Annotated in this window: 13 protein-coding genes and 1 tRNA gene; all 14 read left to right on the forward strand. The window is 54.1% G+C overall.

The genetic code is table 11. The features are described 5' to 3' along the window. Positions 1-30 precede the first annotated feature (30 nt). On the forward strand, positions 31-2,289 hold the full coding sequence (locus tag OCH80_RS03380) for a Rib/alpha-like domain-containing protein (protein ID WP_404537886.1): 2,259 nt from the start codon (positions 31-33) through the stop codon (positions 2,287-2,289). 279 nt (positions 2,290-2,568) lie between these two features. Next, a complete protein-coding gene (locus OCH80_RS03385; RefSeq protein WP_404537888.1) occupies positions 2,569-3,321 on the forward strand; it encodes a hypothetical protein in 753 nt (250 codons plus the stop codon). A gap of 115 nt (positions 3,322-3,436) precedes the next feature. Beyond that, positions 3,437-3,508: transfer RNA gene (locus OCH80_RS03390), tRNA-Gln, on the forward strand. A gap of 329 nt (positions 3,509-3,837) precedes the next feature. After that, entirely contained in the window at positions 3,838-5,142 is a 1,305-nt protein-coding gene (lysA, locus tag OCH80_RS03395; protein ID WP_404537890.1) for a diaminopimelate decarboxylase, read from the forward strand. A 182-nt stretch (positions 5,143-5,324) separates the two neighbouring features. Beyond that, entirely contained in the window at positions 5,325-6,509 is a 1,185-nt protein-coding gene (locus tag OCH80_RS03400) for an aminotransferase class I/II-fold pyridoxal phosphate-dependent enzyme (RefSeq protein ID WP_404537892.1), read from the forward strand. A 204-nt stretch (positions 6,510-6,713) separates the two neighbouring features. Beyond that, a complete protein-coding gene (secY2, locus tag OCH80_RS03405) occupies positions 6,714-7,925 on the forward strand; it encodes an accessory Sec system protein translocase subunit SecY2 (RefSeq protein WP_404537894.1) in 1,212 nt (403 codons plus the stop codon). Between the two features lie 48 nt (positions 7,926-7,973). Continuing rightward, positions 7,974-9,566, forward strand: coding sequence for an accessory Sec system protein Asp1 (gene asp1, locus OCH80_RS03410; protein WP_404537896.1), 1,593 nt, complete (start codon positions 7,974-7,976; stop codon positions 9,564-9,566). Beyond that, positions 9,566-11,122 carry an accessory Sec system protein Asp2 gene (asp2, locus tag OCH80_RS03415; protein WP_404537898.1) on the forward strand — a complete coding sequence of 519 codons (1,557 nt, stop codon included), beginning with the start codon at positions 9,566-9,568 and terminating at the stop codon, positions 11,120-11,122. The genes asp1 and asp2 overlap by 1 nt, the downstream gene beginning before the upstream one ends. A gap of 1 nt (position 11,123) precedes the next feature. Next, positions 11,124-11,741, forward strand: coding sequence for an accessory Sec system protein Asp3 (gene asp3 / locus OCH80_RS03420; protein ID WP_404537900.1), 618 nt, complete (start codon positions 11,124-11,126; stop codon positions 11,739-11,741). Positions 11,742-11,768: 27 nt separating this feature from the next. Continuing rightward, the gene (gene secA2 / locus OCH80_RS03425) at positions 11,769-14,138 is read left to right on the forward strand and encodes an accessory Sec system translocase SecA2 (RefSeq protein WP_404537913.1); all 2,370 of its coding nucleotides are present in this window, start codon (positions 11,769-11,771) and stop codon (positions 14,136-14,138) included. Then, positions 14,131-14,349, forward strand: a complete 219-nt coding sequence (locus OCH80_RS03430; RefSeq protein WP_302187722.1) for a hypothetical protein — start codon at positions 14,131-14,133, stop codon at positions 14,347-14,349. Before secA2 ends, OCH80_RS03430 begins: the two co-directional genes overlap by 8 nt. A gap of 11 nt (positions 14,350-14,360) precedes the next feature. Beyond that, positions 14,361-15,869, forward strand: a complete 1,509-nt coding sequence (gtfA, locus tag OCH80_RS03435) for an accessory Sec system glycosyltransferase GtfA (protein ID WP_404537903.1) — start codon at positions 14,361-14,363, stop codon at positions 15,867-15,869. Next, complete coding sequence (gene gtfB, locus OCH80_RS03440) at positions 15,862-17,202, forward strand: accessory Sec system glycosylation chaperone GtfB (RefSeq protein ID WP_404537905.1); 1,341 nt, start codon at positions 15,862-15,864, stop codon at positions 17,200-17,202. Before gtfA ends, gtfB begins: the two co-directional genes overlap by 8 nt. A gap of 601 nt (positions 17,203-17,803) precedes the next feature. Then, on the forward strand, positions 17,804-22,394 hold a 4,591-nt coding region (locus tag OCH80_RS03445), incomplete at its 3' end, for a hypothetical protein (RefSeq protein ID WP_404537907.1).

Raw genomic sequence — 22,394 nt, forward strand, 5'->3', positions numbered from 1 at the left:
GGCAGGCGAAAACAAAAGGGGGAGATCATTATGAAACGGATAGTTAAAAGCTTGAGTGCGGCTGCCTTGGCCGCCTTGTTCCTGACCGGCGGTCTGGCTGGCCAAGCGAAGGCCGCCAGAGAGGACGCGGAGCGCTATCAGCCAAAAGTGGCCAACAAGCAGGTGGAGGTGGGCGATTTCCGCTTTGCCGACAGCTTCGTCAAGAATAAGGATCAGCTGCCGAAGGAGACGATTTTTTCCTTTACGGAAACGCCGGACTTCTACCGGGCGGGCAGCTACCGGACCCGGATCATCGCCGCGTACCCGGACTGGTCCCAGGACAAGAGCAAGACCTTCACGGTAACGGTCAAGGAAAAGCAGACCGATGCCCAAAAGTACCGTCCAGAGGCCAAAGGCAAGACGGTCAAGATGGGCAAGAGCATTTCGCCTGCCAGCCTGATCAAGAATCGCCATTCCCTGCCAAAGGGCACGAAATACAGCTTTAGTAGCCGGGTCAACTTCAAGAAAGCCGGAAGCTACAAGACCAGGATTGCCTTGGTCTACCCGGATGGGAGCAGCGAAAGCAGCAAGACCATCAGGGTCAAGGTCAAGGACCTGAGAAAGGACAAGGAGAAGTACCGGCCAAAGGTCAAGAAAGTCAAGACCGCTTACGGGAAAGTGCTGTATGCCTACCAGGCCGTGACCAACTGGCGCAAGCTGCCAAAAGGGACGACCTTCTCCTACACCAAGGCCGTCAACTTCTGGAAGTCCGGCAAGTACAAGCGGCGGGTCCTGGTCCAGTATCCGGACAAGTCGTCTGAAAAGACCAGTAGCTTCTATTTGACCGTCAAGCGCCAGCCTGACAGCCAAAAGTATGGCTTAAAGGTCAAGAATGCCAGTCTTTGGCTGGGGCAAAAGACCACGGCCAAGAAGCTGGTGGCCAATGCCGCGGCCTTGCCAAAGAAGACCAAGTACTCCTTTACCAGCAAGGTCAGCTTCAAGAAGACCGGGACCTATTGGACCCGGATCAAGGCCACTTACCCGGACAAGTCCAAAAACACCAGTGCCTGGCTCAAGGTCACGGTTGCCAGAAAGCCGGACCGCTTGAAGTACCAGCCAAAGGTCAAGGGGGCCAGCGTTTGGAGCGGGCAGGCCGTGTCAGCCAAGCAGCTGGTCACCAACCGGTCCAAGCTGCCAAAGAAGACCAAGTACTCCTTTACCAGCAAGGTCAGCTTCAAGAAGGCCGGCACTTACCAGACCCGGATCAAGGCCACTTATCCAGACAAGTCCAAGGATACCAGCGCCAAGATCAAGATCACGGTGAAGAAGAAGCCTGATGCCGCAGTCTACAAGGCCAAGGCCGTCAAGAGCGCGTCCGTGGTCCGCGGCAGCGTGCTGCCGGCGGCCAGCCTGATTGCCAACCGGTCCAAGCTGCCCAAGAAGACGGCTTTTGCCTTCACGGTTGGTCCCAACTTCCAGAAGGTGGGCTCATATGATACCGGCGTAGTCGTCATCTACCCTGACGGCAGCCGGCAGGTAATTAAGAAGCTCACCGTGGTCGTCAAGGAAAAAGCCAACGCAGACTTGTATGCCCCGCAGGTTAAGGGCACGGCGACGACTTTAAAGGGGCACCCGCTCACGGCGGCCAGCCTGATCACCAACGCTGCTGCTCTGCCGAACGGTACCAAGTTTGCCTTTGTCAAGGCGCCTGACTTTAACAAGGCCGGCAGCAGCCAGGTGAAGATCAAGGTCACCTACCCAGACAAGTCCAGCGAGGAGACGGCGGCGGTCCGGATCCAGGTCAACGCCAGCCAGGCTTCTCTGCACCCAGTCTTAGCCGTCAAGGAGGCGGTCTTGCCAGTCGGGCAGGCGGCTGACGCCAATAAGCTGCTGACCAATGCCGCGGCTTTGCCAGCTGGCTTTAGCGTCCGCTTTGTTGAAGCAGGCGGCGCCGCGAGCTACCAACTGCCAAATACCGGCGTGGCCGGCACTTACAAGGCCTGCCTTGAGGTGGCCTACCCAGACGGGTCAACGGTTCAGCGGCCAGTCACGGTCAAGGTTCTGCCAGACAGTGAATACTTCAAGCCGCAAGCTGGGAACAGCGAAGCCGCGCTGGGGACGGTCAAGAGCGCCAAGGATTTGATCCAAAACGCGGGCGAATTGCCGGGCATGACCACGTATGAGTTTGTGAGCGAAGATGGGGCAGTCGTGCCTGACTTTAACCAGGCCGGCACTTACCCAGCCGCCATCAAGCTTGGCTACCCGGACCAGACCAGCACCATCGTCAAGCTGACCATCGTGGTCAAGTAAGCTAATTGCAAGAGTCTGGAAAAAGACGCTAACGAATAATAAAGGCTTCTAGAAGTGGAAAAACTTCTGGAAGCCTTTTTGTGTATCTCAAATCACAGCAGAGAATTGCTGAAGCCCAAAAGGCCCCCAGCAGCCACTTTTTCCCAGACTCTTTTTTCGATCATTTTGTGTGACTTTTGCCGGCAGCTTTTGTTATAATCTTTCTTGTGTAAAGCGGTTACATTTAGAAAAAGAGTTTTAACAAGGGATTTAGTTAATTAAGAAGACAGGAACAAGCAAATGGACAAGATCAAGTGTGCCGTCTGCGGCGGCCAGAAAATCAGAAAGGAAAGCGACCTTTACGTCTGCCAGACTTGCGGGATCGAGTATACTCTGGGCCAGGTGCAGGAGCTCTATTATCAGAAAAATTTAAAGCAAGAGGACCTCTTGGCCAAGGCCAAGGAGTGCTACCGGCGCAAGGAGTACCGCAAATCCTGTCGCCTCTACCAGCAGCTGCTGGCTTCTGGCGCCAAGGAGCCGGAAGCCCAGCTGTACCTGGCCTTAAGCCAGGCGCGTCTGCACTTTCATAGCAAAAGCGCGCGGGAGCAGCTGGTTAGGGGAACGTCAGCGGCAATTGCTGCTAAAAGGCAGGCCGGCATTGGTCGCTCCTACTTTGACTTTTGCAGCCGGGCTCTGGGGGAAGTCCTGGTCTTGGGGCTGGCTTATGAAGAAGCCGCGGAAAAGGTCTTTCATGCTGAAACCAGTCATTTGGACTCATCATCGCCAATTACCATTGCCCAGGCTGAGAAGCGCCTGTCTAAAGAATTGATGGCCAGCTGGGAGACCTGCGACCAGGTGGCCAGGGCCTGCGTCAGTGGGATCGAGGACTTTTCGGAGGCTGGATCAGGCTTTTGGGACTTGATCGCGGCCATGCTCGATGACTTGAACATCAACGTCAAGCGGGGGATCGCCTCGCCAGATCGCCTGCAAGAAGAGCGGACCTTTTTTGCCAAACTACAGAAAGCTCCTTGCCTTTTTGAAGAAATTTCCTGAAAAACAAATTATTTTTAAAAAAGGGCTTGCCAAAGGCTAAGAAAATAAGTATGATAGTAGATGTCGGTTGGGGGATGCAAGTAGTCAACCCTTGATTGAACAAAATGATTTTGCTTGCGTTATAGCCAAGTGGTAAGGCAACGGTTTTTGGTACCGTCATGCGCTGGTTCGAATCCAGCTAACGCAATGAAAAAGAGAAGCCAAGGCAGCAGTACTTGGCTTCTTTTTTATTGCTATTTTGAACGGAGAACACTCATCTAGGCTGGTGAGTGTTTTTTTGCAGTTGGGTACTTTTTGGGAACCTAGCTTGCAAAGCCGCCCCAACCCGCGCGCCACATTGCCGCGGCCAAGGCCCAAGCCGCATTTCCGCGCAAATGTCCGTTGCATGCAGACTATTGGCCCTTGCAGGCGGGCCAGGTTCAGGCTAAACTGAATGGTATAAAAATAATAATCGGATTAAATAAATGAAAGAATTCTGATTTCAACCAGGATAAGAAAGACTTTTGAGGTGAAGAAATGACAGATTTGATCAAGCCGGCCGATATCAACGCGGCTGGCCACTTGCAGATTGGCGGCGTGGATGCCTTGGAACTGGCCCACAAGTACGGAACGCCTTTGGTGGTTTATGACGTGGACAAAATCCGCGCCACTTTCCGGGCCTTCAAGCGGGTTTTTGAGGAAGAAAAGGTGCCTTATGCCGTCAGCTATGCCTCCAAGGCCTTTTGTGCCATTGCCATCTATCAGGTGATCAATGAAGAGGGCGGGCACGTGGACGTGGTCTCAGGCGGCGAGCTGGCCACGGCCAAAGCAGCCGGCTTCCCAATGGATCGGGTCAGCTTCCACGGCAACAATAAGTCCCCGGAAGAGCTGGCCATGGCTGTTGACAGCGGGGTGGGCGTGATCATCCTGGACAACTTCCATGAGATCGACCTTTTGTCAGCCATCCTCAAGGAGAAGGGGAAGCGGGCCAAGGTCATGCTCAGAGTGACCCCGGGGATCAGCGCCCACACCAACGAATACATTCAAACCGGTCAGGTTGACTCCAAGTTTGGCTTTGACCTGGGCAGCGGGCAGGCTGACCGGGCTTTGGAGCAAGTCTTGGCGGATGAGCGCATGGACCTGCTTGGCGCCCACGCCCACATCGGCTCACAGATTTTTGACGTCCGCGGCTTCGTGGGCTGTGCCGACAAGCTGGCCAGCTTGGGCAAGCACTGGCAAGACAAGTACGGCTACGCCATCAAGGTCCTGAACGTCGGCGGGGGCTTTGGGATCCGCTACACGGAAGCAGACCAGCCGCTGCCGCCAGAAGAATTCGTCCGGGCCATTATCAAAGAGGTCAAGGCGGACTGTCAGCAGGCCGGCCTGCCTTTGCCGGAAATCTGGATTGAACCGGGCCGCTCACTGGTGGGCCAAGCCGGCTATAATCTCTATACGATTGGCTCGCGCAAGGACTTGCCAGGTTATGAAAGCTACGTGGCCGTTGACGGCGGGATGGGCGACAATATCCGCCCGGCCCTTTACCAGGCCAAGTATGAAGCCGTGTTGGCCAAGGATCCAGCCGCAAAGGCTGCTGAGCGGGTCAACCTGGTCGGTAAGTACTGCGAGAGCGGGGACATCCTGATCAAAGACTGTCCTTTGCCAAAAACCGAACCTGGCGACGTCGTGGCCATGCTGGCTACTGGGGCCTACGGCTACTCAATGGCCTCCAACTACAACCGCAACCCGCGCCCGGCGGTCGTTTTCGCGGAAAGCGGGCAAGACCGGCTGGTGGTTAAGCGCGAAAGTTATGAAGATCTGATCCATCTGGACTTAAAATATTAATGATTAAACCGGTTGCAAACTAAATAATCTAAATTCCCTCCTGGTCAAACTAAACTATTTTAGGCCAAGGAGGATTTTTTCTGGAGAAAAAAGGGCGTTCTTAGCGAAAAAACTTAACATACTATGGTAAAATAAAAACAAATGTTAAGTTTATTTTGTTTCGAATGAAGAGGTTTATTTCAATGCCACAATTAGCGCAAGATTTGCAAGGGATCGTCAACCACAAGCTTGACGCCTTGCTGCCATCAGATATTCGTCTTTTTGACAAATACGTTTCTCAATATGAGGGGGTCATCAAGCTGACCCTGGGCGAACCTGACTTGAACACCCCGGAACACGTCAAGCAGGCGGCAATTGCCGATATTGAAGCCAACGACTCCCACTACGCGCCGCAATCTGGCAAGCCTGAATTGCGCCAAGCCATCAGCAAGTACGTTAAGGGCCTGAACGGCGTTGAATATGATCCAGAATCCGAAGTTGCCGTTTCCGTTGGGGCTACCGAAGCCTTGAACGCGGTTTTGGATGCCTTGCTCAACGACGGCGACAAGGTTCTCGTGCCAACGCCGGTCTGGTCCATGTACATGCAGCTGGTTTCCCTGACCGGGGCCACCCCAGTTGAAGTTGACACCAGTGCCGACGGCTTTGTCTTGACTCCGGAAAAGCTGGAAGAAGTCCTCAAGAAGGAAGGCAAGGGCGTTAAGGCGGTCATGATCAACGACCCAAGCAACCCAACCGGCGTCGTCTACCCTAAGGAAACCCTGGAAGGAATCGCCAAGGTTCTGAAGAAGTACCATGTCTACGCCATCAGCGATGAAATCTATGCAGAATTGATCTACGGGGAAGCCAAGCACTACTCACTGACCACCTTTGCTCCAGAGCGGACCATCTACGTTTCCGGCCTGTCCAAGTCCCACGCGATGACTGGCTGGCGGCTGGGCTTTATCTGCGGGCCAGCGGAAATCATGAAGAACATCTGCAAGATGAACAACTTCCTGATTACTTCCTTGACCAACAACGTCCAAGCCGCTGGGGTGGAAGCCTTGACCAACGGGTTGGATGACCCAAAGGAATTCAAGGCCATTTACGAACGTCGCCTGACCTTCATGGAAGAAGGCTTGCGGGAATTGGGCTTTGACATGGCGCGGCCACAAGGGGCCTTCTACATCTTTGCCAAGATCCCTGCCAAGTTCAAGGGCGACGACGTTGCCTTTGCCAAGGCCCTGGCCAAGGAGGCGCTGGTCGGCGTGACCCCAGGGAGCTTCTTTGGCGACGGGGGCAAGGGCTACATCCGCATGTCCTATGCTTCAAGCGATGAAGACCTGCACGAGGCCCTGAAGCGGATCGGGAAGTTCGTCAGCGAGCACTGATCCTGAACCGGCATAAATATTGAAATGCTGCTTATCTACTTATTGGCAAGCAGCAATAATTCCAGAAAGAGTCTGACCGCCGGCCAGGCTCTTTTTGGCCTTTATAACAGAATAGCCGCCTCCTGCCCAAAGTCTGGCTGGCTATGTTATCATTGTTTAATAAGAGCTGGTCGAAGAAAAATTAATAAATGGATTTGATAACTAATGGGTAAAAAAGAATCGCTAACAGATTTGGGCTGGCGCACCATCCTGACCAAGGGCTGGTGGTCCTTGCTCTACATTGGGATCTTTGTTTTTGGCAAATACATCCCGCTGCCTTTCGCGAATTTGACCACGAAGGGCGGCAATATCATGCTGGCGGCCACGGGCGGCGACTCAAGCCGGGCGTCGCTTTTCTCACTGGGGATTGGCCCCTGGATGTCATCGATGATCATCGTGGGGATGCTGGGCCAGCTGCACCTGCCAGGCTTGTCCAAGCTGACGGAGAAGAAGCTGGACTGGATTCAGAAGGGGCTGACCTTCTTCTTGGCAGTCATTCAAGCCTTCGTGGTCCTGCACGAGTTCAGCTTTACTTCGACCGCGCCGTTTGCCAGGTTCGTCTCCTTCCTGGTCCTCTTGGCTGGGAGCTTCCTATTGGTCTGGCTGAGCGTGGAAAATGACAAGAACGGTTTGGGCGGGATCACCCTGATCCTGATGGCCAACATGTTCTTTGCCCTGATGCGCTTCTTCATTCAGGGGATTATTCCAGGCCTGCGGCCGCAAGCGGCCAACTGGACCCGGGGCATCACCCTGCTGGCCATGCTGGCCCTGGGGACCGTGACGGTCCTGTTGACTAATGCCGAGCGGCGGATTCCCGTCACCAAGCTCTTGATCAGCTCGGAGTTTGGGTCGGAGTCCTACCTGCCGATCCGGGTGCTGCCGGCTGGGACCATGCCGGCCATGTTTGCCATGACCATCTTTGCCCTGCCGCGCTATCTGCTGCTCTTTTTGCGGAACGTGACCGGGGCCAGGATCTGGCAAATTTTGGCGGACTGCTTCCAGATCAACGTCTTGCCGGGCTTTTTTATCTATAATTTGATCATGGTGGGTTTGACTTACGGCTTTGCCTATATCAGCATTGACCCCCTGGAAATCTCGGAAAAAATGCAAAAGTCCGGCGACTACATCCCCGGCTTTCACCCGGGCAAGGAGACGGAGAAGTACCTGCACCATGTGATCAACGTCTTCTCCTTTGTCAGCTCGGTCTACTTTGTCGTGATCGTCGGCCTGCCGATGGGCCTGAACCTGGTCAGCCCCAACCTGGGGGCTTTGGCCATGATCCCCAACTACGTGATCATCCTGGCTGGCTTTAGTGCCGCCATTGTGGAAGAAATCGACGTTCTGCGGATCAGAAGCCATTACGTGAGCCTGATCTAAAGCGGCCGCGGCTGCTTTTAGGCAAAAGAAGCGAGAAAGGAAGTTGGCATGTATTATTTTGTTCCATCATGGTACCGGAGAAGCCGGACCTGGCTCAGCTATGGCCAGATTTGGTTTCTTAACAACGGCTTGATCCACTTTGCCTTTGACGACAGCATCAACCAGATCAGAATGTTCAAAGATGAGGGCAAGCCGGTCAAGATCCTGACCCTGGGCTACTTCCCCTCGATCGGGAACTTCTTGTTCCGCCACAATATCCTCGACGCGGAAAGCGACAATATTTTTGACCAGATGCAAGGGATTCCTGAAGACCAGGTCATCCGCAACGTCAACTACCTGGACTTCAACTGGCCCAGAGACTGCGCCTTTGTCTACAATGGTTTCAACATCCTGGTCTACCGGGAAGATGAGCTCTATGCCCGGATCAGAATGGGGGTTACGGGCAACTTGATTCAGATTGAGTTCGTCCGCCTGGGCTACAAGTACCGGACCATGTTCTTTGACTGGCGGGGCTTTTTGTCCAGCATCCTGAACTATGACGCGGAAGGTCGCTTTCAAGACCGGGTCTTCTTGAACCCTGAGGGGGAAGAAGTCTTTCGCAGCAACAAGGACGACACGATCACCATCCTGCCGGCGGGCCAGGCCAATTTTAAGCAGACCAGGTACGACAGCATGAACGAGATGATCGGCGAGCACCTGGACCGGTACTTGGCCAAGAACCTGCAGCCCAAGGACACCTTTGTCATCGCGGCCAGCCGCCGGCACGACCAGTTTCTGCTGGACCGGCTGAAGGGCCGGGACTGCCACAAGGTCATCTCTTACTACGGGCACCGGACCAAGTTTGATGACCCCCACGTCTTTGAGACGGCCCGCCAGGCCGACATGGTCATTGCCGACTCCAATTACATCAGCAACCTGATGAAGCAAAACGGGGTCAAGCACGTTTTGCAACTGCCGCCGCTGGACACCAACCTGTCAATGGGGGAAAGCGACCGCGAGCGCCTGCTCAAGGTCATGTTCATGGTAGGCGGATTGCCGAAGGAGATTTTGACCGAAGCCATCCACCAGATGTTCGACGTGATGGAGTCCAACAAGCTGGTGGAGATCAACTTTACCGACTACGCCGGCTTTGACCAGTTCAGCATGGTCAAGGACCTGATCGAGGCCGAGCTGAAAAAGCGGGACCAGACCAGCTACCAGTACTATTTCCTGCGAAGCAGCCAGTCTTTGCCTGAGGGCCTGGAAGCGGCCACGGGCAGTGAAGAGGATGAGGAAGAAGAAAAGAAGCGGGTGCGCCGGATCAACTACGTGACCATCCACTCCGACAATGACCTGATCAAGCTCTTGAAGCCAATCCGCCTGATCGTTGACTTGTCCACGCGTCCGGAGATCTTCCTCCAGGTCGTGGGGATCAGTACCGGGATTCCCCAGATCAACCGGGTGGAATCCGCCTACGTCGACAACGGGAAAAATGGCCTCCAGATCGGCCAGGTCACTGAGCTGGCTGGGGCCATGCGCTATTATCTGGATGGGCTGAACAACTGGAACCGGGCCAAGATGTACTCGGTCAACAAGATCAACAACTACACCGGCGAAAAGATCGTCAAGGAGCTGGAAGAGGCAGTAAGGGGCACGGAATAATGGATTATTTTTTGCTTTATGGAATTGAAGAGTATCTGCCCAGCGTCCCGGAATTCGCGGACGTCAAATGGTTTAAGGCCGGCCGGGGGAAACTGGCGGACCTGGTGGAAGAGCTGAAGGCAGACAAGAAGCTGCGCTTTCGCGGCTTTCAGGGCTGCTGGCTGATCGACCTGCCGCTTGACGAAGACGTGCCCGTCCTGGCCAAGAACGTGGATGCCTACACTTTCATTGCCGATGACGACCTGGAAGACGAGGAAAAAAGCGAGCGGGTCCAGTACCTGTTCAAGACCAAGCAGGTGACCTACAGGCACTTTGAAAGCCACAACCAGGCCTTTGACTGGATCAATACCCGCCTGTTTGGCGGGCAGACCGGGTCCAAGATCGACGTGTCTGCTTTGGAAGTCAATCCCTTGTTCAGGGGGAGAATTGAGTATGACGGCTTCAAAAGCGTCCGCCTGAGCGGGAACTTTGGCGATGAATACTGGCCGGTCATCAACTGGCGCTGGGGCGTTTACTGCGACAAGGACAAGACCATCGAAATGTGGCCCCAGTTCATCAAGGACCCCAGCATCGACATCCGCCTGGCCGTGTTTGAAAACAATCCCGGGATTGCCGACAACGTCCGCAGGCGGATGGTTTTTGACGAGAAAGACATGAAAGACTGGCTCCTGATCGAAGGGACCAATGCCGGCTCCGTCTTGAACGTCAGCCTGGAGGTCAGAGGCGAAGGGAACCTGACGGTCGGCGACATCCACTACCGTTGGTCGCGCCGGGGGATGGGCTCCTTTATCGCTGGCGGGGAAGAGATTTCCGATCGAAACCGCGACCTGCTGATCACCTACTTCAATCCTGGCGATCTTAAGCCGCCTTTGAACGTCTACTTTTCCGGCTACCGGACCGCGGAGGGCTTTGAAGGCTTCTACATGATGCGGGGGATGAAGACCCCCTTCATGCTGATTGGCGACCCCCGCCTGGAGGGCGGGCAGTTCTACCTGGGCAGCAAGGAGCTGGAAGACAAGCTGGTGGCCAAGATCAAGGAGAAACTGGCTTGGCTGGGCTTTGACCATACCCAGCTGGTCATGAGCGGCTTGTCGATGGGAACCTTTGGGGCCATGTACTACGCGGCCAAGCTGGAGCCCAGGGCCATCATTGTCGGCAAGCCCTTGGCGAGCCTGGGCAATATGGCCAAAATGGAGCGGGACTACCGCTTCGGGATCTTCCCGACCGCCTTTGACGTCTTAAACCAGGGCTCACCCATCAAGGACTGGCACGCCAATTTTGATGACCGGGCCAATGCCCTGAACGACAAGTTCTGGTCCGCTTTTTCCAAGGCTGACTTTTCCCAGACGATCCTGGCGGTGGCCTATATGGAAGACGACGACTATGACGCCTACGGCTACCGGGACCTGCTCAGGAACTTCAACGGCAGAAAGCGTGACACGAAGATCATCGCCAAGGGCTTCCCCGGCCACCACAACGACGCGACCGGCCCCCTGGTCAAGTGGTTCCGCACCCAGTACGGGATGATTCTGCGCGATGAGTTTGGAGAGCGATAATATGCAGAGCATTTATTGGAATGAAAATTGCACCGTCTTCTGGCATGGGATCTCCATGGCCGACCAAGCCAAGTACAAGAGCGGCTTTTCCTATGTCGGCAGCACCGTCAAGGCGACGGGGCATGCCTATATGTACGGCTCGCGCATCATGCGCCGGGCCAGGGACGACATCTACTTTTACAATGGCGGCCTGCCAGCCGGATCCACCATCTACAAGTGGGACATGGTCTACTCCTATGCCACCGCCCATGCCATTCCCAGCCTGCCGCTGTTGATCCCCGGCCACCGCTATTATTTCAGAATGCTGGCGGAAGCCGACGCGCCTGACGGCCTCTTTTTGCGCCTGATCGCCTACAACCGCGAGGACGTCATGGTCAAGCTGCAGATCATCCGCGGCAAGAGCGGCATCTTCGACTTCCCCCAGGAAGCCAGCTACTACACCGTGGAACTGGTTGGGGCGGGCTGTCATGAAGTGGTCTTTCACCGGATCGACGTCCAGGAAATTCAGGAGGAAAGCGAGATCGACCAGCTCGACTTTGAGAAGATGCACCAGGAGAATGAGCGCCGGCGCTGGCTGGCGGCCCAAGTGGTCGACAGCTACTTAGGACGAAGGGAATGATGTTTGATGCCTAAGATCGGCAGCCCAATGTCTTCAGACTATTGGGACTTAAGAAAAATCAAGCGGCTCTTGGGCAAGGTCAACGCGCTGGCCAAGACGATGAAAGAAATGACCGACCAGCAGCTCAAGGACAAGACCCAGGAGTTCAAGCAGCGCCTTAAACAAGGCCAGACCCTGAACCAATTGCTGCCGGAGGCCTACGCGGTCGTCCGGGAAGCGGACAAGCGGGTGCTGGGGATGTACCCCCACGACAGCCAGGTCATGGGGGCCATTGGCCTCAACTTCAACAACATCGTGGAAATGAAGACTGGGGAAGGCAAGACCTTGGTCGCCACCATGGCGCTTTACTTAAACGCCTTGAGCGGCAAGGGGACCATCCTGGTCACCACCAACCAGTATCTGGCCGCGCGCGACGGGGAGCAGATGTCCCAGGTCTACAAGTGGCTGGGGCTGACCTATGCCACGGGCTTTTCCCTGGCGGGCGAGAAGCTGGACGTCAAGCAGAAGCAGAAGATCTACAAGTCCGACATCGTCTATACGACCAGCGGGGCCTTGGGCTTTGACTACCTTTTGGACAACATGGCCCAGGAGAAGAAGGACAAGTACATGCGGCCCTTCAACTACTGCATCGTCGATGAAGCCGACTCGGTCCTGCTGGACATGGCCATCACGCCCCTGGTGATCGCCGGCTTGCCTAAGGTCAAGTCTGACTTTATCGGGGTCGCTGACGAGTTCATCTACTTTTTGGATGAAGACCAGGACTATGAATTCAACGAAGAGCACAATGAAGTCTGGCTGACCAGCTCCGGCATCAGCAAGGCGGAAAAGTTCTTTTCCATTCCCAACCTGTTTGACGGCAAGCATACGGAACTGGTCAGAAGCCTGAACCTGGCTCTGAACGCCCATGCCTTGTTTGAAAAAGAAGAGTCCTACGTCGTCTCTCCAGACGGCGAGGTCGACCTCTTGGACAAGGAGAACGGGCGGATCCTGGAAGGGATGAAGCTGCAGGCCGGCCAGCACCAAGCCATTGAAATGAAGGAGCAGCTCAAGCTGTCTGATGACCAGCAGGCGATGGCGTCCATTACCTACCAGAGCCTGTTTCGCAAGTTCAAGAAGCTGGCGGGGATGACCGGGACCGGCTATTCAGCCCGCGATGAGTTCTTCAAGATCTACGGGGCCAAAGTGGTCCGGATTCCGACCAACCGCCCGGTCATCAGAAAAGACCTGCCTGACCGGGTCTATCCGGACCTGCCAAGCAAATTGCTGGCCTCCCTGCAGGAAGTCAAGCGCCTGCACGCCATTGGCCGCCCGGTCTTGATCATCACCGAATCCATCGGGGTGTCGGAGATCTATTCTGAATTGCTCTTGCGCGAGCAGATTCCCCACAATGTCTTAAACGCCAAGAACGCGGCCAAGGAAGCCACGATCGTCAAAGAAGGCGGTCAGGTTGGCGCCGTGACCGTGGCGACCACGATGGCTGGCCGCGGGACCGACATCAAGCTGGGGCCCGGGGTGGCTGAACTGGGCGGCTTGGCCGTCTTAGGCGTGGCCAAGATGGCCAGCCGGCGGATTGACGACCAGCTGCGCGGCCGGGCGGGCCGCCAGGGCGACCCGGGCTCAAGCGAGTTCTTCGTTTCCCTGGAAGACGACGTCGTCCTCAAGTACGGGGCCTTGTGGCTTGAGCACTACCGGCAAAAGTACCATTCAGACACCTTGGACATGGATGAGGTCCACGAGCTGAAGAGCCGGCGGATCCGCGAGGCCTTAAACGACGCCCAGGTCAAAAGCGATGAGAGCGACTACTCCATGCGCAAGCAGCAATTGTCCATGGGGGCCAGTGACGAGATCCAGCGGGACTTGGTCTACCAGACCCGGGACCAGATCATTTTTTCTGACGGGGTCTCCTATGACATCCATGCCTGGCTGACTGAGTTGATAGACCAGTTCTACCAGGACCACCCGCACTTCCGTCGCCGGGACCTGCGCCGCTTCATTTTGGACAATTTGTCCTATGAATTCAAAGGCAGCCTCCTGGACCTGGATATTGAAAACAAGCAGGCCGTCTATGCCTACTTGATGAAGCTGGCTGACCAGGAGATGGCCCGCAAGCAGCAATACTTCCAGGACCAGACCGAGCAGAAGCGCTTCTACAGCCTGGCTGCCTTGAAGGCCATCGATGCCTGCTGGATCAAGCAGGTCGATAACCTGCAGCAGCTGCGCCAGATGGTGACCATGCGGACTTCGGCCCAGCGGGACCCAATGAATGAGTACCACCATTCAGCCCTCAGCTCTTTTATGAAGATGCGCCGGGAAATCCACCGGATGACCATTCGCAACGTCTTGATGAGCAACATTACGATTGATAAGAACGGACAAAAGGAAGTTTACTATGTCTAAGGAAAATGAGCGCCAAGAAAAGCCGCGGCTCAGCCAAAAAGAGCGGGACGTCTTGACCAAGCACATGAATTCCCAGTTGAAGAGCGTGCGCAACGAATATACTGATCATGACAAGGAAAAATGGACTACATATCGTTTATTTGGAGTAATCATTGCCGCGACGGTCATTTTGAGCATTATCATTACGATTGTCAGATCTTTGCAGGGCTAAGGTAACAAATTATGACTATATACAGCATCAACAAGGGGATTGGCTGGGCCTCAAGCGGGGTCGAATTTGCCCAGGCCTACCGGTCCCAGGTATTTGCCAGTCTGGGCGAAAAGGCTAGATTCATTTTCACCGACTGGATCAGCTATGAGAATATTGAGCATCTGACCAGCAATATGGGCTTCAAGGACAGTCAGGTCATCTGGCTCTACCTGTTCTTCACGGATTTCAAGATCAAGCCGACGAGCTTCACGACGGCCGATCTGGAGCGGCACCTGCCCAAGATTGCCGAGAAGAAGCCGTTGGGCAAGGCTATCCGCTATGTCTTTGACGACCGTTTCTGGGCCACGGCCTACTTGAAGGCGGAAAATTCCGACCTCGTGGAGCGGGTTGAATACGTGTCCGGGACCAGCCTGATCCGCAAGGACTACTTCAGCTACGGCCGCTACTGCACGGAATTCTACGCGCCATATGACAACCGGGCCAAGGTCTACCAGCGGCGCTTCTACAATGAAGACGGAACGACTGCCTACGATGAGCTCATTGACGGCGAAAACGACCACATCTACAAGTTCAAGGACGACATCGTCTACTCTAAACAGGGGCTGATCGCTAAGCTGATGAAAGAGCTGCATTTTGGCAAAAAAGACATCGTCTTGATTGACCGGGCCGAGGGCCAGGGGCAGGAGATCCTGGAAAACCGCGGCAAGGCCCGGGTGGGCACGATCGTCCACGCCGACCACTTCAGTGAGCCGGAGACCAATGATGAGACGGTGCTTTGGAACAACTTCTATGAATACGAGTTTGACCATGAGCGGGAGATCGACTTCTTCGTGACCGCCACCAAGCTGCAAAAGCGGATCATGGAAGACCAGTTCAAGAAGTACAAAGGACAAAGCCCCGTCATCTATGCCATCCCCGTCGGCAGCCTGGCAAAGCTGCACAAGGTGCCGTTTGCCAGCAGAAAGCCGTTCAGCATCGTGACCGCCTCCAGACTGGCCACGGAAAAGCACCTGGACTGGGCCATCCGGGCGGTGGCCAAGGCGCATGAGACCTGGCCGCAGCTTACTTTTGACATTTATGGGTCAGGGTCAGAAGAGGCCAATCTGCGCGAGGTGATCGCGGAAACCAATTCGCAGGGCTACATCCGCTTGCTGGGCCACCAGGACCTGACTGAGGTCTACCAGCACTACCAGGTCTACTTGTCCTGCTCCACCAGCGAAGGCTTCGGCTTGAGCCTGATGGAGGCCGTTGGGTCAGGCTTGGCCATGATCGGCTTTGATGTCCGCTACGGCAATCCAACCTTTATCGATCCAGGCAAAAACGGCCTGCTTTTGCCATATAAGCGCCTGGAGACCATGCCCCAGCACGTTGAGGAAATGGCAGGGGGCTTGTGCGACCTGTTCAGCCATGACTTGGCCAGCTTTGCCAGCCATTCCTACAAGCTGGCCAGCGAGTTCAAGACCAAGAAGGTGGCCAAGCTTTGGAAGCAGGCCATAGAAAGGGAGCTGCACCGTGATTAATCTATTCTATAGCTACAACCAGCAGGCCCAGGACCTGCATTACTCCCTGCAGGCCGCGGGCTATGAGCAGCCAACGGTCGTCATCAGAGACGGGGGCTTTTTGCCAGAGCAGGTAGCTTCGCCATTGAAGTTCCTCTTGGCCCAAGCAGGCTCAGCTTTTCAAGGACGGCCGCGCTACTTCAATGAAATCGATCTGCCGGAATACTGGGAGATCAAGGCCAATTCCCAAAATGGGGAGATACTTGACCATGGCCAGGTCCGCGGGAAGATTGAATACTGCCGCCAGGACCGCCGCCGGCTGGTGGCTAAGGTCAAGTGGCTGGACCTAAAGGGCACGGTCCGGGCCATCGACCACTACAACCAGTGGGGCTGGAAGTTTGCCGTCACCAGCTGCGATGCCAAGGGCAATGAGGCCATGACCAGCTTCTTTGCCAGCAGCGGGCAGGAAGTCCTGGTCCACAACCACTTTACGGGCGACTACATCTATAATGCCCCAGACGGCAGAATCGTCAGCTTCCGCGACGTCAACCAGCTGGTAGCCTACTTCCTGCAGGCCTCTGACTATGATGCCTCCAGCATTGCCTTCAACTCCCTGGGCACCTGTCTTTTTTCAGCAATGCAGGTCAAGCCGAAACCGGACAAGAACCTGCTGTTCTGGCAGGAAATAAGCCAGGGCGGGGTGCCGGACAACATGCGCTACCTGCTTGCAGGCAACCTGAAACGGACCAAGGTCATCGTCCAGGACCAGGCAGAGTACCAGAAGCTGGTCAGCCAGCTGGACCGGGAAACGGCCAAGCGGGTCTTTTTCCTGGGCCAGATCTACCCGTTCAAGCGGGAAAACCGGCACAGGAGTCGGGCCCTGATCTTTACCAATTCCGACCAGATCGAAGGCTTGAAGCAGCTGGTTGAGGCTTTGCCAGAGCTGCACTTTGACGTGGCGGCCGTGACGGAGATGTCCAGCCGGCTCTTGAACTTTGGCAAGTACGAAAACGTCTCCTTGTATCCAGTGGTCAGAGATGCCGACGTGGCCGAACTGCTTAAGACTGATGACATCTACTTGGATATCAACTACGCCAACGAAATTCTGAACGCTGGCCGCCAGGCCTTTGAGAACAACATGGCCGTCTTTGCCTTTAGAGACACAATGCACGCGCCAAGCTACACCGCGCCGGAGAACGTCTTCGCGGCGGGGGATGCTGAGGGGCTGGTGCACGAGCTGAAGGCGATCCTGGCTGACCAGGCTGCTTTTGACTTGGCCTTAGCCCGCCAGCATGAATTTGCCGGGGCGGAGTCCCCAGAGCACTACCGCCAGGTTCTGGATGAGTGGCAGTAAGGCAATAAACGGACATATAATTATTGGCAAAACACAATAGTGACAAATAAGCACCTGTTGATTAAAAAGCAGGTGCTTTTTTTGCATAATTTTTCAACATGCTGCAAGCACAAGTGATAATTTAGCATAGGAAGTCCAGTTGACTGCCTTTGGCTTGAAAATCATTTTCATACAAGCAACTTGAAAGCAAGGAGCAAGCAACAGGGCAAAGCCCGTCGTAGCAGCAATAAAGCGTAATTTTCCCCGTACTGGAAAACACGCGGAAACTACAGTTTGAACTTAAAAAGCTTGTTCCAGGCAGAAGATTTATTTACGTTGGCCGGGCTGCCCCTTTTTAAAAAAATGTTTATCCTCAAACCTTGCCTTCCCGCTATATTAATGGGTCTGGCTCGTGATATAATTGAGCTAATAAAGCAGATTGTTATAATCTTTCTTCAATTTTTCAGAGAAAGAGAAAGGGACGGAAAATCATATCGTTTGCGAGTGCTTTTCGATTAGGCGTCTCATGTCAATGTGCACATAGATTAATCTGTTTTTTTACGATCGCAATCACTGTTGCAGTTAATTAAACGAGAATCTCGATTGTTGGGAGTGGATCAAAATGTCGAAATCCAAAGATAAGAGAAAGAAGCTCAAGTTCTCCCCAGCTGCCAAGGCTGCGCTTGAGAAAGAGGAGAAGAGCTCCAAGAGCAAGAAACTGAATACGGAGCATGGCGTTAGTTCCAACGCCCGGGCCCTTTTGAAAGGGGCAACCGCACTTGGCGCCTTTGCCGGGGGGATGGCCGCGGCCAATGCCTTAGTTGACAACAAGGCCTTTGGGATGACTTCCCAAGTCGACGCGGCCGTTGGCGCAACTAAAGACACCGCCAGCCTGAATTCAGTCAACTCAAGCTCAAATGCTGACTCAAACGCGCAATCAGAATCCGATACGCTGAGCGAAAGTCAAAGCTCATCGAAGTCACAGTCTTTGGAGCAATCCACTTCAGCCAGCCACAGTGCTTCAGCTTCAGCCAGCGCGTCCGTTCAAGCATCGCAAAGCCTGTCTGAATCCGTCAGCACCCAGAAGGCAGCTGAAAGCAAGGCTGATGCCAGCTCCAAGAGCGAAGAGACCGCCAAGGCCTCTGAGGGCAGTCAGGCTGCTGAAAGCAAGAACACGGAAAGCAGTCAAGCCGCTGAAAGCCAGTCAGCTGACAGTGAGGGTGAAGCAAAGAACGGCACGGAAAGCCAGTCCGCGTCTGAATCAGGCAGCCAGGCCAGTGACAGTCAAACTGGCTCAGAACAGAGCGAAAGCACCGCGTCAAAGAGCGAATCAGCTGCTTCTGTCTCAGCCAGCGCGGAATCGAAGGGTTCTGAAAAGATCATGTCAGCCGTTTCTGAAGCCGCGCCAACTGAAGTCACGGTCGACTCAACGGCTGAAGAGGCTAACGATGATGCATCTGAAGCCAGCGGGCCCAGCTCGCAAGCCGCAGGCGCTTACACGATCAATGTGAACGACCTGACTGGCGACGCCCAACGTGGCGCGAATACCAATTTCGCCCGGCGGTTCGCCAACAGACTCGTCCAGGTACCGGCATCGCAGAGTACTGCCAGCGAACCCAGTCAAAGCGACACGGCCAGCGCCAGCCAGAGCGCGTCGGCCAGTGCCTCAGTCAGCGCCAGCTTAGCCAAGTCAGCGGCTGATTCAGCCCTGGCTTCAGAAAGTGCCTCAACTTCAAGCAGCCTGTCTGAGTCAGTCAGTGCCGAGCAAGCCGAAGCTGACTTCCAAAGCACTTTTGAAAAGACTAAGCAAGCAGCCCAGACCCAGCAGGCGCAGGCACTTTCGGCAAATACCAGCAGATACTTCCGCGACGCGACCGATCCATACAACTCAAATACGGCAAGCAAGTACGATTCAGTGACCGGCTTGACGGTTAAATACGGCGGGACGGAATATGACAGTGAAGATGGGGCAAATATTGGCCAAGCCGCTACCAGTTTTGACGCCGCGACTGGCAAGACGACGTACGTTATTGAGATCAACCCCGCAGGTACGGCTTCTGGCAGGCAGTCCGTCACTTTAAACGACCTGAAGAAAGGCGACAGCGTCAAGCTGTATCAGACTACGGCTGACGTATTGCAGAACACCAAGCCGGCAGACGTTGCGGCGAACGCGGCTGACTCCAGCGACTACACTTATCTTGGCGCGGATGAAGGCACCGGATACCGGTACCACTTTACCGTGGACATTGACCGTCGTGGTGAAACCGCATATGTGGTAGTGGTTGACACGACTAACGTGAACTCAACCTTTACTGCCCAGGTCAATGAAACAATAGGCTCTTGGTGGTTTCAGGAGAATTCCAGTGCGACGGTTACCACGGGCTTTGATGCTGACCAGTTCCAAGCCGACAGCACCAACTTGTCTCAAGCGGACTCAAGCCACTTTGAGCAAGTTGCATCCCAGCATGCCGCTGACTCAGCCGCGGCCAGCCAGAGCGTAGAACAGGCAAGTACCAGCGCCAGCCAAAGCAAGGTCGCAAGTCAAAATGCAAGTCAAAGCGTGAGCCAATCAATCAAGGACAGCCTCTTAGCTTCCGAAAGCGCCGTCCAATCAGCCAGCGCCAGTGCATCAGCTTCCGAAAGCGCGCAAGTTTCGACTTCAATCAGCCAGTCTGAAGAAGAGCTGGCAAAGCATGATCCAGAAGCCAGCGTCAGCCTGTCAGTGCGTGACCGGGTAAATTCACTTTCAAGAAAGGTAAGTGAAGAAGACGCGCAAGACGCCTCTGAATCCGCGAGTGCTTCAATCAGCGTCAGCGAATCAGAAGCAGCTGACCGGTCGCATTCACTCAGTGCATCGGCTTCAGTAGAAGCTGACATGCAGAGCGAGTCTCAATCAAGAAGCGAAGCTCAATCTAAGTCTGCCTCAGAGTCAGCCGCAGTTTCACAATCCATCAGTGAATCCGAGAGCACAAGCCGCTTCCGCGCGGAAGATGCTTCTTTGAGCACGGCTGACTCAATGAGCACAATGGCCAGCCAGAATGAAGCCAACAAAGGCGTCTTGGTCTTTGAACAGAAGAATACGACTTTAAACACCGGTTTCTACACATCCCAATCCTTATCCGATTTGAAGGGGTACCTCAACCTGCAAACTGGGGTTATTACCTGGGAAGTTACCTACACGCCAACCTCAGACGATTCAACGTCAAAAGACACCTACTTTGGCTTCTTTACCAACAGCATGTCTGGTCTGGACAAGGCTGACAACATTACGGTTTACTCGGTCGCCAGCGGCTCGGTTGAAGCAACCTACAGCAGCACGAGCAGCCACAATACTTTACAGAATGTAACTAATACCTTCACCCAAAAGGATTCAACCAACAGCTCACAGTACCAGGCATTAGGCTTTAAAGTTAAAGGCGAATGGGTTAACGACACGCGTTACTCAGGCCACCGTTACTGGGGTGAAGCTTTCTCAACGACCAATAAGATTGACACTTCAGAAGGCGTAGTCGTTACCTTTACGACGAAGATCCCTGACACGACTTCATTTGGTAACGTCGTAAACAACACGCTGATTGAGGTTCAAGCGGTTGAAAACGCGCAGTTCCAAACGGTTCACGCAACTGGTGCTGAACAATCCGGCTATACTGATCTGGCAACTGGCAAGAGAGTAACTGGCGGGAATAAGAATCTTGGGGCCATTATGGCTGGCTACAAGCTTTCTTACGTTCCAACCGGCTTATCAGAATCAGGCAGCATTGCTGTTTCGCAGTCAGTCAGCCGTTCAGTGTCTGAATCTGAAAGTGACTCCGAATCCGCGGAAACTAGCAAGTCAATTTCAATCAGCGCAAGTGAATCAGAAGCCAAGGCAGACAGTCGCTCAACTTCAGCTGAGCAAAGTCAATCCGAATCTGCGTCAAGAAGCGAATCAGCTTCGAAGTCTGCCGATGAATCCGCGTCAATCAGCGAATCCAAGAGCGAGAGCAGATCGATTGAAAGAAGCAAGGAAGCATCTGAGATTGCCTCACAATCTGAATCTGCTTCAGAGAGCTTGCATGAGTCAGCCTCAGCCAGCGCCAGCGCTTCTGAATCACAAAGCAAGTCAGTCAGCGAGAGCGAATCGACTTCTAAGAGCATCTCAGCTAGTCAGTCAAACTCAGTCAAGGCTTCAGAAAGCCTGTCGCAAGCCAACTCTGAAAGTGCCAGCTTGTCAGAAAGCCTGTCCAAAGAAGCAAAATCTGACAGCGAAAAGGCGGCCAGTGCCTCAAAGTCCATCTCTGAAAGTCAGAGCATCAATGACAGCATCAGCAACAGCGTTTCAGTTTCTGAAAGCAAAAGCGATTCTGAATCCAAGAGCGTGTCAGAAAGCGCAAGATCAGTCAGTGAATCCACGTCTGCATCTTTGAGCCAATCAGTTTCAGAATCCAGAAGCAAATCCCAGTCTGCTTCTAAGTCAGCCGACCTTTCAGCTTCTGAAGCACAAAGTGCCTCAATCAGCACGTCTAAGAGCACTTCACTGAGCCAAAAAGCATCACAAAGCACTTCACGCAGCATTTCAGCCAGTGAATCCAGCAGCAAGTCGCTTAGCGAAGTATTAAGCAGATCAGCAAGCAAGTCTTTGAGTCAGTCTCAAAGCAAGTCAATTTTTGAATCAGAGAGCGAATCCCTGAGCAAGGAAAAATCAGAAATTGCTTCGCAATACGCGTCTGACTCTGACTTGGCTTCAAAGCACTTGAGTGAAATCGACTCCGACAGTCTGTCAACGGCTATTTCTAAGAGCACGATCAGCAGATCAGAAGCCTCAAAGAAACTGTCTGAAGCGTACAGCCAATCAGAATCAGTTTCCGCAAGCAAGAGCCAATCAGCAAGCAAGTCTGAGTTAGTTTCCAAGTCGCTCAGCGAATCGACGAGTGCCTCTGAATCAATGAGCAAGGCTGAAAGTGAAGCATCGGAGATCCTTAGCATCAAAGCTTCACGCAGCGAGTCCGAGTCTAAGTCAGCAAGTCAATCTACTGAACTTAGCGAAGAACAAAGCCTGCATGAGAGTGCATCTCAAAGTGCTTCAACCAGCGAGTCAGCTTCTAAGAGTGAGTCAACTAGCTTAAGTGAAAAAGAATCCGCCTCATTGAGCACTTCAACTTCAGAGTCAGAAAGTGAATCAACTTCCGAGTCTGAAAGTGAGTCAGCATCCGAATCAGAGAGCGTATCTACTT

It is taken from the genome of Lactobacillus sp. 23-2 (genome assembly GCF_044902225.1).
Taxonomy (GTDB): Bacteria; Bacillota; Bacilli; order Lactobacillales; family Lactobacillaceae; genus Lactobacillus; species Lactobacillus absianus.

Excerpts from the sequence above, each read along its gene's own strand:
- OCH80_RS03400 (WP_404537892.1), top strand. The coding sequence starts at position 5,325 with ATGCCACAATTAGCGCAAGATTTGCAAGGGATCGTCAACCACAAGCTT.
- secY2 (WP_404537894.1), top strand. The coding sequence starts at position 6,714 with ATGGGTAAAAAAGAATCGCTAACAGATTTGGGCTGGCGCACCATCCTG.
- secA2 (WP_404537913.1), top strand. The coding sequence starts at position 11,769 with ATGTCTTCAGACTATTGGGACTTAAGAAAAATCAAGCGGCTCTTGGGC.
- OCH80_RS03385 (WP_404537888.1), top strand. The coding sequence starts at position 2,569 with ATGGACAAGATCAAGTGTGCCGTCTGCGGCGGCCAGAAAATCAGAAAG.
- asp2 (WP_404537898.1), top strand. The coding sequence starts at position 9,566 with ATGGATTATTTTTTGCTTTATGGAATTGAAGAGTATCTGCCCAGCGTC.
- OCH80_RS03380 (WP_404537886.1), top strand. The coding sequence starts at position 31 with ATGAAACGGATAGTTAAAAGCTTGAGTGCGGCTGCCTTGGCCGCCTTG.
- OCH80_RS03430 (WP_302187722.1), top strand. The coding sequence starts at position 14,131 with ATGTCTAAGGAAAATGAGCGCCAAGAAAAGCCGCGGCTCAGCCAAAAA.
- gtfA (WP_404537903.1), top strand. The coding sequence starts at position 14,361 with ATGACTATATACAGCATCAACAAGGGGATTGGCTGGGCCTCAAGCGGG.
- lysA (WP_404537890.1), top strand. The coding sequence starts at position 3,838 with ATGACAGATTTGATCAAGCCGGCCGATATCAACGCGGCTGGCCACTTG.
- asp3 (WP_404537900.1), top strand. The coding sequence starts at position 11,124 with ATGCAGAGCATTTATTGGAATGAAAATTGCACCGTCTTCTGGCATGGG.
- asp1 (WP_404537896.1), top strand. The coding sequence starts at position 7,974 with ATGTATTATTTTGTTCCATCATGGTACCGGAGAAGCCGGACCTGGCTC.